A 12116-nucleotide genomic window follows, 5' to 3' on the forward strand; every position below is an offset into this window, starting at 1 on the left:
ATGAGCGCACGTCCCCGCCAGCTGCATTTCAACGTCCATGTCTCCACCGGCGGCAACCATGAGGGCGCCTGGCGGCATCCGCGCTCCGAACCGGTGCAGCTCACCTCGCTGGACTACCAGCGCAAGGTCGCGGCCATCGCCGAGCGCGGCAAGCTCGACGCGCTGTTCTTCGGCGATGTCCCGGCGCTGTCGGACAATGTGAAGCTGCGCCCGGTCGAGCAGCTGGACCCGGTGGCGCTGCACGGCGCGCTGAGCGCGGTGACCACGCATATCGGCCTCGCGGCGACCATCTCGACCAGCTTCAACGAGCCGTTCAACGTTGCGCGCAAGATCGCCTCGCTGGACCTGCTCAGCGGCGGGCGCGTCGGCTGGAACATCGTCACCACCAGCAGCGAGAACGCCGCGCGCAATTACGGGCTCGACGGGGTGATCGCCCATCGCGACCGCTATCGCCGCGCCGAGGATTTCGTCGAGGTGGTGAAGAAGCTGTGGGGCAGCTGGGACGCCGACGCCATCGTGCATGACCGCGAGGCGGGCCTTTATGTCGATACCGACCGCATCCACCCGATCTCCCATGAGGGCGAGTTCTTCAAGGTGCGCGGGCCGCTCAACGTGCCGCCCTCGCCGCAGGGGCGGCCGGTGCTGATCCAGGCGGGATCCTCGGAGACCGGCGTCGCCTTCGCCGCCCGCCATGCCGAGGTGGTGTTCACCGCCCAGCGCACGCTGGAGGACGGCCAGCGCTTCTACCGCGAACTGAAGCGGCAGGTGGCGGCGAACGGCCGCGACCCGGAGCATGTGAAGATCGTCGTCGGCCTCAGCCCGATCATCGGCGGCACCGAGGCGGAGGCGAAGAAGCTCGCGCAGGAGCTGAACGAGCTCACCGTGCCGGAATACGGGCTGCGGCAGCTCCGGCAATTCAGCGGCGTCGATCTCTCCGCCTATCCGCTCGACGCGCCGGTGCCGCTGGACGCCTTCCCGGACGCCGAGGCGGTGGAGACCCATCGCAGCCGCACCGCGCTGGTGATCGAGCTCGCCAAGCGGGAGACGCTCACCATCCGCCAGCTGCTGCACCGGCTGGCCGGGGCACGCGGGCACCAGACCTTCGTCGGCAGCACCGACCAGCTTGCCGACCGCATCGAGGAATGGTTCACGAGCGGCGCCGCCGACGGGTTCAACTTCATGCCGGCCTATCTGCCCGGCGGGCTGGAGGATTTTGTCGACGGGGTCATCCCGATCCTGCAGCGGCGGGGCCTGTTCCGCCGTGACTATGAAGGCACCACGCTGCGGGATCATTACGACCTGCCGTTCCCCGAGGCCGGGCGCGACCGGCGCGCCGCCTGACGCTTCCCGGCCGGTGCGGCGGAGGCGCATGCGTCGCCTCCGGGCGGTTCCTAATAGGTGACGGTCACGGCTACCGAATCCGTATAGGTCCCCGGGGGCGGCGTGGTCTGCGGCGGGACGCGGCCGAACACGGTGAGGTTCTGCGTGAGGCCGCTGCCGGTGTTGCCGACCGTCTCGCCGCCCGCCGATCCCCAGGGAATGGTGCGTCCCGAATTCTGGTAGAGGCCGTAGAGGACGAAATAGGCGCCGCTGATCATGCGCCGCGTCGTCGCCGTATAGGCGCCGACCGCGAGCGCAACGGTGTAGCTGGTGCCGCTGGTGCAGGTCACGCGCACCTGGCCGGAGGCGTCGATATTGCTGCTCAGCAGCCCCTGCGAACCGAAATCGACGTTCTGGGTGGTGACGAGGCAGTTCTTGTCGATCTGGGCGCTGGCCGTGAAACTGGAGGTGGCGGTGAGCGGCAGCAGGCCCAGTATGCCCGAACAGCCGCCGAGCAGCGGTGCCGTCAGCAGGCCGTAGCGCGCCGAGATGGTGAGGCTGGAGGTGTAGCTTCCCACCGGCACCGTCGTCTGCGAGCCGGCGATCTGCCCGTATACCGTCACGCTGGCCGAGCCGCCGCCGGTGCCGATGACGGGAATGGTCACCGGCACGTCGACGCGGGGGACCGCGCCGAGCGTGGTGTCGGCATTGGTTCCCCAGGAGACCGAGCGGGCGGTATCACTGTAGAGGCCGAAATTCAGCGTGTTGGCGCCGCTGACCATGCGCCTGACGGTGCCGGTGGAGCCGCCGGAGCCGGCATTGATGCCGGGGCACACCGCCACCTGCCCGAGGGACGTCACGTCCAGCACGGTCGTCACGCAGTTGATGGTGAGCGTGGTCGAGGCGTTCACCGCCGCCCCCGACAGGATGTCGATGCCGCTGAAGGTGATGTTGCCGGCGGTGGCCGTGCAGGTCACGGCCCGGGCCGGCGCAAGGCCGCCCAGCGTCCACAGGAGCAGGCCGAGGATCCAGACGGCGGAGGCGGATTTCATTGGCACGGCACCTTCTCGATGACGACCTGACGGCCGGGCCGGGGCGTGAAATCGAAGCTGGCGGCGCAGCTATTGCCGTCCGGCAGGGTGATGGTCGCGCTGTTGGAGGGCTGGAGGTCGCCGAGGAAGGCCTGGCCGTCATAGCCCACCACGACCGGCTGCGGCGAGCCGTTGAGCGCCACCAGCGTGCCCATCGGCAGCGCGACGCCCTTGGCATCGATGAAGGCGACCAGCGCCGAGGCGCCACCGGATTTGACGCCGAACTTCACCAGCACGCCGCTGCGCGCCGCCGGCACCACGGTGCGCCGCGTATTGGCGATCTGCGCGTCGACCGGCAGATTGGTCGGGTCGATCTCGATGGCGTTTTCCTCGTAGCTCTGCAGGTTTGGCACCAGCACCTTGCCACCGGCATCGGTGACGCCGACCATGTGGTTCTGCGCCCGGACCGGCACGCCCGGCGCGCCGACGTCGACGACGCCGAAGGAATCGCTGATCTGGTTCGAGAAGAACACGCCGCCGCCGGCCGCCACGATCGCCCCCTGCGCGGTGGCGGTGAAGGCATTGCCGCCGCTGCCATATTGCTGGACGCCGACCTCCACGCGCCCGTTCTGGCCGCGATAGCTGCCGGCGACGCCGCGATAGGTCTGGGCGCCCTCTGAATCCAGGAAGCGCCAGCCATAGCTGCCGGGTTCCAGCCCTTCCGACTTCATCGCCTGCGCCGCGATGCTGGCCCCCTGCGCATCGACATCGGCCGAGAGCGCGCCGCTCGATTGCGGCCCCAGCGGCACGGAGAAGCCGAGCGTCGCGCCGTAGCTGCCGGCATTGGCGAAATCCATGAAGCCGTTGACGAACAGGTTGCCGTTGAACAGCGGGCGCGCATAGCTGATGCCGGCGATGCGGTAATTGCTGCCGTCGATCTGCTCGTAATTGGTGAAGTTCAGGTTCAGCGAGGCCCTGTCGGCGAGCGGCGTCGAGATCGAGAGCTGGTCGATGGCCCTGGGAGGCAGCGCATTGAACAGCGGGGCGACGCTGAACGGGGTGGGCAGCTCCTGCCCTTCCGCCGTCACCGAGGCGATGTCCTGGTAGTCGCCAAAGGTGCGCTGGCTGCGCAGGCTGACCCGCCAGCTATCGATGGCGAACTCGATCGACCCGGCGATCTGGTAACCGCTGCGATCGTCGAGGACGCTGGCCGCGCCGGCGAGGCTCATCACGCCGTAGGAGGCGAGGTTGAAGGCACCGCCGAAGCCGCCATTCACCAGCCCGGCCCCGCCTTCCGCATGCGCCTCGATCGTCAGCTGGTTCGAGAGGCCGTAGCGGATGGTGCCGGAGCCCACCGGGTCGGAATAATAGACGTCCGAATAGATGCCATAGTAGTTGCGCGCGTAACCGGCCTCCAGCGAGTAGTCGACCAATCCCTCCGCCAGCAATTGCGTGGAGACGTAGAAGGGAACGTCGGCGACGATCTGGCGGCCGCTCGATTCGGTCAGCACCAGCCGTGCCTGGCCCGGACCGGCCACGATGGGCAGGTTGGTCACCTGGAAGGGCCCGCTGGGAAGCTGCTTGTCGAGCGTCCTCTGGCCGTTGACGAATACTTCCACCGTGGAGGGGACGGCGGCGCTGCCGGCGAGGCTGGGGATGGGCAGGGTGACGAGATCCGGCCGAAGCCCGAAATTCCTTCGGATCTGCACGCCGCCGAGCCGTACCGGCCGGGTCCAGAGCAGCCCGCCGGATACCAAGTCGCCGGCGGTGTAGGTCGCGAGGTTGCGCGCGTCGAAATAGGTCCAGCTGGTGTTCAGGCGCAGAAAATCCGGCGCGCCATATTCGCTGGCGCCGGTATTGGCGATGAAGGAATAGTTCAGGTTGCCGAAGGGCGAGAACAGCGTGTTGTCGAGCGTCGCTGACGTTCCCTGATAATCGGGGATGGAGAAGAACTCCTCGTTCTGGAAATTGGCGAACAGCGTGTAGTTCGACACCACGCCCCAATCGCTTTCGGGATCGGCCCGCGCGACCGGGTCGCCGCGCGCATCGACGTTGCGCGGGATGCGCAAGGCATCGGGCGCCTCGACCTGCAACGACTGCGAGGCGGCATCGTAGCGGAAGCTCGCCCCGCTCATGCGGTCGAGCCTGACGCGCCCATCCGCTCCCAGCGCCGCCCGCTGCGGCCGGATGCCGAGCTCCGACAATTCCTTGGGATCGACGCTGAGCGTGCCGTCGGCCTCCTGGCGGAACGATCCGATCAGCCCGGTGGTGACGCCGTTCACGAAGACTTCGAGCTGGAGGTCGAGCGCGGGGCCTGCCGCCGCCGCGCCGGTGTCGTCGGGGGCGGGGGCCACCTCCGGCGCGGCGGCATGCGCAAGGCCCTGGTGAACACACAGCATGAAGAGGGCGGCCAGGAGAGCGAGGCTATTTCGCAGCCTGCACCGTCGCCTGCACGCGGATGCGATTATTGTCGCTCGCCGCATTGAGCACCACAGCTGTGCCAGGCTTCACGTTGCGGGCGGCCGGAAACGACCAGCTCCGCGACGAGCCTCCAAGGACGTAGCCGGCGAGCCCCTTCCTGTCCGCCAGCAACTGGCCGGAGGCGGTGGCGAGCGACATGTCCGCGATCTTCTGCCGGCGGCTGCCGCCGTTCGTCGCCGTCACCGTCACCCCGGAGCGGCCGGCCGACACCTGCCATTGCAGCTGCGGCGCGGAGACCTCGAGGCCGGAGAAGAACACCGGGATCGACTGCCGGACCAGCAGGGAGATCCGGCCCGGCTGCACCCGGCCGGCCGTGGGCAGCTCGTCGATGAGCAGGCGGTAGCTTTCCTCGCCTCCCGATGCGGGGCCGCCGGCGCGCACCACCCGCACCACGTAGCTGGCGCCCGGCGCCAGGGTGGCGGCCGGCGGGCTGGCCACGACATCGGTGGTCGGCTGCAACGCGTCCTGGCCGTCGGCGCCCTGCATCCAGCGGAAGACGCGGATCTGGACATTCGCCGGCTGGGTGCCCTCGTTGCGCAGGGTGATCGCGCCCGTGGCGGCCGGTGCGGCCAGATCGAGCGTGACCGGTACGACGCGCAGCGCTCCCGCCGATGCCACGCCAGATGTGACGAACGAGGCCAGCGCCCAGAGAAGTGCGCAGCAGAAAGGCTTCATGATCCGGCAACAATACGCTTGAGTGCGGGGCGTCTCAGTAATCGACGGAGATGATCACCGTATCGGAATAGGTATTGGCGGTCGGTGTCGTCTGCGAGGGGACCCGGCCATAGACGGTGTAGGGCTGCGCGGAGCCGTTGCCGCTCGCCGATACCGTATCGGTGCCCGAATCCACGCCCCATACCTGGGTATGGCCGCTGTCGCGGTACAGGCTGTAGGCGACGGTCTCAGCGCCGGAGGTCATGAGACGGTTCGTGGTCGTCGCGCCGGTTCCCGTGCCGGTACCAAGGGAAATCACATAGGGCGTTCCGTTGGTGCACTGTACTTCGAAGCTGCCTTCCGCCGTAAGGGCGGTATTCAGCAGGCCAACGCTGCCGAAGTTCACGTTACTGACCGCCGAGATGGCGCATGTTGCGTTGATGGTGATGCTCACGCCAAGATTTGACGTCGTGGTTACTGCGTTGGCCGTGCCGCCGGCGGACAGCGCGAGCCCGGAGGCCAGCGCGACGCATCCCAACCACCGAGAGCCCCTCCGAAGACCGGGCCGAAATTTTTTCACTGAGAGTCTCCCCCAAAGGTATCGATTTTTTTTCAGGATACATGCATCCTTTCATCCGTCAATAAAGTCGCGAATATGAATTAAACTGGTGTTAGGCTACGACGAGCATGCGGAAGAGGTATTGATCGAGGTATAAATTCACCGCTCGGAACTATTCGGTCGTCTCGGTGTTCCGGCTGCTTGAATTGCCGGGCGGGGGTATCGGTCGTTTTTTCGAGATGTGGGTTTTCCTGCGAAAAGTTTCGCCTTTCGAGAGTAAGGGCGCAATACGCCGACCGTTTCCGCCAGATGATTTTCCTGTACGCGGTCGCGCGGTCGCCTCGTATAGCCGCGAGCGGGGCGCGGTGCCTGTCCGGCGAGGCGTGCCGGCCATTTCCCTAAGGTAATCTGCTTCGAACCATCACCGGAAGTCCACATCGGGAAGCGGCTGTCCCCCGAGGCCTGCCGGCTGCCGACGGCGTCATTCCATTTCGCGGGCAGCGACGTTCTCGGACGGCCGGCGGTCGCCTCAAGCCTTCCGGCACGCGCCTCTCGATTCAGAAAGCGGGCCCGATGCCGCGGCCCCGGCGGGGCGTCGGGCTTGGGCGGATGATGTCGCGGCGATTATTGCCCGGCCAGCCGGTCGAGCTCGCGCCGGACGGCCTGCATCCGTTCCCAGGAACGGCGGCTTGCCCGCACGAGCTGCAAACGTTCCTCGGCCGTGACCGCCTGGCGCCGAGCCTTGGCCAGCGCTACCGCCTGCACATCCAAGGCCGTCTCGAAATCCGCCAGCAGTTCGTTGATCGTCTGCATCGTGGCCTCCGTCGCCCGGACCATCGTTGATAGCTGGTGCTGCCGAGGACGGCGTCAAGTACCTGCCGGCCCGAAGCCCGCGCCGCCATTCGGGGCGGCGATGCGCAGGGTTCTTCGGTTGCCGGGGAGGGGCTTTCCGGGGACGAGCGGCGGGCCGCGCTACGGAACGGCGGAATCCACGCGTGGCGCCAGACGCTCGGCGAAGGCGGAGAAGAACTGGTCCGCCAGCTTGCGCGACGTGGCCTGCACGAGGCGGCCGCCCAGCGCCGCGAGCTTGCCGCCGATCTCCGCCCTGGCGCTGTAGCTCAGCACGGTCGCTTCGCCCTCCTCGGCAAGCGCGACCTCGGAGGCGCCCTTCGCGAAGCCGGCGACGCCGCCATTGCCCTGGCCGACGATGCGGCAGCCCTTCGGGGCGTCGATGTCCAGCAGGTCGACCGAGCCGGCGAACAGCGCCGAAACCGGCCCGACCTTCAGCTGCACCTTGGCCCGGAAGCTGGTCGGCGAGGTCTGCTCCAGCTCCTTGCAGCCGGGAATGCAGGCCTTCAGCGTCTCGACGTCGAGCAGCGCCGCCCAGACCGCCGCCCGCGGCGCCGCGATGCGGTGTTCGCCGGTGATGTCCATGAATGTCCTCCGGGCGCCGTCACACGGCGCAGTAGCGTTCCTGGATGGCCTTGTCGGCGAGCAGCGCCGCCGCGCTGCTGGAATGGACGATCTCGCCCTGGTCGATGATGACCGCGCGGTCGGCCAGCCTGAGCGCCCATTCGACGTTTTGCTCCACCAGCAGCAGCGTGACGCCCTCGTCGCGCAGCCGGCGGAACAGCGCGCCCATCTCCTCGACCAGCACCGGCATGATGCCCTCGGACGGCTCGTCCAGCAGGATCATGCGCGGGCGGGCGATCATGGCGCGGGCGATGGCCAGCATCTGCTGCTCGCCGCCCGAGAGGGTGACTCCCTGCTGGTCGAGCCGCTCCTTGAGGCGCGGGAAGGTGCGGGCGATGTCGTCGATGGCGGCGCGCTCGTCGATGCCGCGATCGGCCGCGAGCAGGCCGAGTTGCAGGTTCTCGCGCACCGACAGGCCGGGCACGATGCGCCGCTCCTCCGGCACATAGGCGAGGCCGAGCCGGAACCGCGCATGGGCGGGGAGCGGCAGGAGTTCGGTGCCGGCAAAGCGCACCGAGCCGGTGGCCTTCGGCATCAGCCCCATGACCGAGCGGATGGTGGTGGTCTTGCCGGCGCCGTTGCGCCCGACCAGCGCAACGATCTCTCCCGGCTCCACCGCCAGCGACAGGCCGTGCAGTACATGGCTGGCGCCGTACCAGGCGTTCAGGCCGTCGATCTCAAGCATAGCCATCGTTCTGTCCCAGATAGACGCGGCGGACCTCCGGGTCCGACTGGATGTGGCACGGGTCGCCATCGGCGATCAGCCGGCCGTGATGCAGCACGAGGATGCGGTCGCTGAGGCCGAGGATCATCTTCATCTTGTGCTCGACGAGCAGGATGGTGCGGTCCGCCGCCAGCTTCTCGATCAGCGCGACCATGTCGCGGGTTTCTTCCGGGCCCATGCCGGCGGTCGGCTCGTCGAGCAGCAGCAGTTCGGGAGCGGCGACGAGGGCGATGGCGATCTCCAGCGCCCGCTGCTGGCCATGGGCGAGGAACTTCGCCGTCGTCGTGCGGCGACCGAGAAGGCCTACCGCGGCGAGGGCGGCGTCGGCCCGCTCGTCGAGCTCGGACATCGCCGCGCGGGCGCGCCAGATGTCGTAGCGGGTGCGGAAGGCCTGCGCCGCGACGCGGACATTCTCGTGCACCGACAGTTCCGGGAAGATGTTGGTGATCTGGTAGGAGCGGGCGATGCCGAGATGCACGAAGCGGTGCTGCGGCGTGCCGGTGATGTCGCGCTGCTTGAAGCGGATCGTGCCGGCCGAGGGCGCCAACACACCGGAGAGCAGGTTGAAGAAGGTGCTCTTGCCGGCGCCGTTGGGGCCGATGATCGCCGTCACCTTGTTCGGCTCGAAGGCGGCGGTCACGCCCTCGAGCGCGACGAAGCCACCGAAGCGCCGGCCGATATTCTCCACCGCGAGAAGAGGGGCGCTCATCGGCCGGCCCTCCAGGCGAGCAGCGTGCCCCAGATGCCCTTGGGCAGGAACAGCACGAACAGGATGAACACGGTGCCGACCACGATCTGCCAATGCGGCGTCCATAGCGAGACGACGTCCTCCATCAGCAGGAAGGCGAGCGCGCCGACGAACGGGCCGAAGAAGCTGCCGGCGCCGCCGAGCAGCGTCATCATCACGATCATGCCGGAGGTCTGGATGCCGAGTATGTCGAGCGGGACGATGGCGAGATGCAGCGCGAACAGCGCGCCGGCCAGCGCGCAGACGAGGCCCGACAGGGTGAAGGACATCACCTTCGAGCGCTCGACGTCGTAGCCGCAGGCGCGGGCGCGGGTCTCGTTCTCGCGGATCGCCTCGATCACCGCGCCGAAGGGGGAGTTGAGGATGCGCGAGACGAACCACAGGGCGAGGGCGGCGAACACCATCAGCACATAGTATTTCTTCACCGGGTCGAGGAAGTCGATCGACCAGCCGAACAGGTCGATGCGGGCGAGGGTGAAGCCGCGCAGGCCGTTCTCGCCGCCGGTGATCGAGGTCGCCTGCAGCGCCGTGTAGTAGACGAGTTGCGCCAGCGCCAGCGTGACCATCGAGAAATAGATGCCGCGCGTGCGGATCGCCAGCAGCCCGACGACGAAGGCGAGCGCGCCGCCGGCCAGCATGCCGTAGCCGATCGCCGCGAACCAGGGCAGGCCGAACTGGCCGATGCCGATCCCGGTGGCATAGGCGCCGGCGCCGAAGAAGGCGGCGTGGCCGAAGGACAGCATGCCGGTGTAGCCGAACAGCAGATTGTAGCCGACGGCGAGGAGGCCGTAGATCAGCACGTTGACGGCCAGCGCCTGCGAGGGCAGCACCCAGGGCAGCAGGCACAGCACGAGGACGGAGAGCGGCACCCGCCAGCGGGCGAGGCGCTCGCGCCAGCCGCGCCGGCCGGCGGGGCCGGCCATCACCTCGGCGACGGAATGGACGGAGGCGGTCATGTCGGGGATCTCCTCACGCGCGGCCGGGCTTGCCGAACAGCCCCTGCGGGCGGATGAGCAGCACGAGGGCCATGAGCGCGAACATCACGATGGTCGCCATCTCCGGTGCGAACAGCGCGGTCATGCTGATGGCGATGCCGATGAGCAGGCCGGCGACGATCGCCCCGACCAGCGAGCCCATGCCGCCGATGACGGTGACGACGAAGGCCTCGGCCAGCACCAGCGTGCCCATTTCCGGGTCGACGCTGCGCATCGGCGCGGCGAGCACGCCGCCGAGCGCGGTGAGCCCGACGCCGAGGCCGAACACCATCAGCCAGACCCTGGCGACATCGACGCCCAGCACCCGCATGATCTGCGGGTCGCGGGCGCCGGCCCGCACGATCAGGCCGAACCGGGTCTTCTCCAGCCCCAGCCAGAGCAGCAGCAGGATCACCGCGACGACGCCGACCACGAACAGGCGGTAGATCGGGAAATAGCCGATGCCGAGATCGGCGACGCCGGCGAGTTCCGGCGGGGTCGGGAAGGGCATGCCCTCATTGCCGAACAGGATGCGCACCGTCTCGACCAGCACATAGCCGAGCCCGAAGGTGAGCAGCAGCGGGTCGTCGATGGAGCGCCCGTAGAGCGGGCGGATCAGCACCCGTTCGATCAGCATGCCGAAGGCACCGACCGCGAGGGGCGCCACGAGCAATCCCCACCAGAAGCTGCCGGTGAGGGTGGCGACATAGAGGCCGGCATAGGCCCCGACCATGAACAGCGCGCCATGGGCGAAATTCACCACGCCCAGCATGCCGAAGATGATCGACAGGCCGAGCGCGACCATGACCAGGATGGCGCCGAGCGCCACCCCCGAGAAAAGCTGCATGGCGATGAGTTCGGCATCCATCCCGGATCCTCCCTGACGAGACGTCGATGGCGGGTCAGGACGGGAAGCCGAGCTCGGTGCAACTGCGCAGGATGTCCTCGGAAGCCGGCTCGACGGCGAGGATGCGGAACGGATCCGCCTCGTCCGGCGTGTCGGCCTTGGCCTTGGATTCCAGCACCAGCACCGACTGCACCGACTGGTGGTCGCATTTGCGGTAGTGCTGCGGCCCCTTGGCGACGTCGTAGGTCAGCGCTTCCAGCGCCGCCACCACCTTGTCGGTATCGGTGCCGCCGGCCTTCTCCATGGCGAGCAAGAGCGAGGAGACGCCGGTGAAGCCATAGGCGCCGTAATCGGTGGGGTAGGCGCCTTTATAGGCGGCCCGGTAGGCCTCGTTGAAGGCCCTGGCTGAGGCCAAGGTGTCCTGCAGCTTCCAATAATAGTTGGCGCCGCCGATCACGCCCTCATAGGCCTCCCCGCCGATGCCGAGCCGCTGCGTGTAGAGCAGCACCGGCACCACGATCTTCGCCTGCTTGTTGAGGCCGAAATCCACCGCCTGCTTGATCGAATTCGCCTGGTCGCGGCCGAAATTGCAGATGCACAATATGTCCGGTTTCATGGCGCGCAGGCGCGGCATGAAGGTGGAATAGTCCGGCGCGCCGATGGGGTGCAGGATCTCGCCGACGCTCTCGGCGCCGATCGCCGCCTGCGCCCGCTTGAAGCCGCGCAGGATCTCGTGGCCGAAGGCATAGTCGGCGGCGAGATAGGCGATCCTCATGCCGGGCTTGAAGGTGTGCCTGGCGACGGCGGCCGTCGTCATGTGCGGGTTCAGCGCCTCGTGGAAGGTGACGCGGCTGAAGTCCTTGACCTCGTTGATGGTATCGGACTGGCTGATCGAGACGAAGATCACGCCGCGGGCGCGGGTGACCTCGTTGATGGCGAGCTGCACCGCACTGGACAGCGAACCGACCACGGCGTGGACCTTTTCCTTCTCGATCAGCTCCAGCGTGCGGGTCGCGGCCTCGCCGGCGTTCATCTTGTCGTCGCGCACGAACAGCTCGACCTTGCGGCCGCCGATGCCGCCCTTGTCGTTGACGAGCTTCACCGCGAGCTCGGCGCTGCGGACTTGGTCCTTCGCCTCCGCGGCATAGGGGCCGGTCAGCGGGGTGGGAAAGCCGATGCGGATGGTCTCACCTTGCGCGCGAAGCAGTCCCGGCATGGCGAGGGTGGCGGTGCCGGCGGCGAGGCCGGCCAGCGCGTGCCGGCGGGTCATGGGAAAGGAAGGCAGGCCCTTGCTGGTCATGGTTT

The 12116-nt window shown here is 68.1% G+C and carries 12 protein-coding genes; 1 reads left to right on the forward strand and 11 read right to left on the reverse strand.

Translation table 11 applies throughout. From position 1 onward, the window contains the following. Positions 1–1341, forward strand: coding sequence for an LLM class flavin-dependent oxidoreductase (locus KHC19_RS17350; protein ID WP_213353715.1), 1341 nt, complete (start codon positions 1–3; stop codon positions 1339–1341). A gap of 50 nt (positions 1342–1391) precedes the next feature. Here KHC19_RS17350 and KHC19_RS17355 read toward each other — a convergent pair whose 3' ends face one another. The 11 genes from KHC19_RS17355 to KHC19_RS17405 form a co-directional block, all read right to left on the reverse strand. Beyond that, positions 1392–2372 carry a Csu type fimbrial protein gene (locus tag KHC19_RS17355; protein ID WP_213353717.1) on the reverse strand — a complete coding sequence of 327 codons (981 nt, stop codon included), beginning with the start codon at positions 2370–2372 and terminating at the stop codon, positions 1392–1394. Continuing rightward, positions 2369–4750 (reverse strand): fimbria/pilus outer membrane usher protein, encoded by a 2382-nt coding sequence (locus KHC19_RS17360; protein WP_213353719.1) that lies wholly within the window; start codon positions 4748–4750, stop codon positions 2369–2371. Before KHC19_RS17360 ends, KHC19_RS17355 begins: the two co-directional genes overlap by 4 nt. 25 nt (positions 4751–4775) lie before the next feature. Next, positions 4776–5507, reverse strand: coding sequence for a fimbrial biogenesis chaperone (locus tag KHC19_RS17365; RefSeq protein ID WP_213353721.1), 732 nt, complete (start codon positions 5505–5507; stop codon positions 4776–4778). A 34-nt stretch (positions 5508–5541) separates the two neighbouring features. Next, positions 5542–6024, reverse strand: a complete 483-nt coding sequence (locus tag KHC19_RS17370; protein WP_213353723.1) for a Csu type fimbrial protein — start codon at positions 6022–6024, stop codon at positions 5542–5544. Between the two features lie 645 nt (positions 6025–6669). After that, a complete protein-coding gene (locus KHC19_RS17375) occupies positions 6670–6858 on the reverse strand; it encodes a hypothetical protein (protein ID WP_213353725.1) in 189 nt (62 codons plus the stop codon). A 159-nt stretch (positions 6859–7017) separates the two neighbouring features. Further along, positions 7018–7479 (reverse strand): SRPBCC family protein, encoded by a 462-nt coding sequence (locus tag KHC19_RS17380; RefSeq protein WP_213353727.1) that lies wholly within the window; start codon positions 7477–7479, stop codon positions 7018–7020. Positions 7480–7498: 19 nt separating this feature from the next. Continuing rightward, positions 7499–8203 (reverse strand): ABC transporter ATP-binding protein, encoded by a 705-nt coding sequence (locus tag KHC19_RS17385; RefSeq protein ID WP_213354217.1) that lies wholly within the window; start codon positions 8201–8203, stop codon positions 7499–7501. Beyond that, positions 8196–8951: an ABC transporter ATP-binding protein gene (locus tag KHC19_RS17390; protein ID WP_213353729.1), complete on the reverse strand. Its 756-nt coding sequence runs from the start codon at positions 8949–8951 to the stop codon at positions 8196–8198. The genes KHC19_RS17385 and KHC19_RS17390 overlap by 8 nt, the downstream gene beginning before the upstream one ends. Then, positions 8948–9913 (reverse strand): branched-chain amino acid ABC transporter permease, encoded by a 966-nt coding sequence (locus KHC19_RS17395; RefSeq protein ID WP_246549119.1) that lies wholly within the window; start codon positions 9911–9913, stop codon positions 8948–8950. Before KHC19_RS17395 ends, KHC19_RS17390 begins: the two co-directional genes overlap by 4 nt. 46 nt (positions 9914–9959) lie before the next feature. After that, positions 9960–10832 (reverse strand): branched-chain amino acid ABC transporter permease, encoded by an 873-nt coding sequence (locus tag KHC19_RS17400; protein ID WP_213353733.1) that lies wholly within the window; start codon positions 10830–10832, stop codon positions 9960–9962. A 34-nt stretch (positions 10833–10866) separates the two neighbouring features. After that, complete coding sequence (locus KHC19_RS17405) at positions 10867–12111, reverse strand: ABC transporter substrate-binding protein (RefSeq protein WP_213353735.1); 1245 nt, start codon at positions 12109–12111, stop codon at positions 10867–10869. Between the last annotated feature and the right edge of the window lie 5 nt (positions 12112–12116).

This window comes from Ancylobacter oerskovii, from assembly GCF_018390555.1.
Classification (GTDB): Bacteria; Pseudomonadota; Alphaproteobacteria; order Rhizobiales; family Xanthobacteraceae; genus Ancylobacter; species Ancylobacter oerskovii.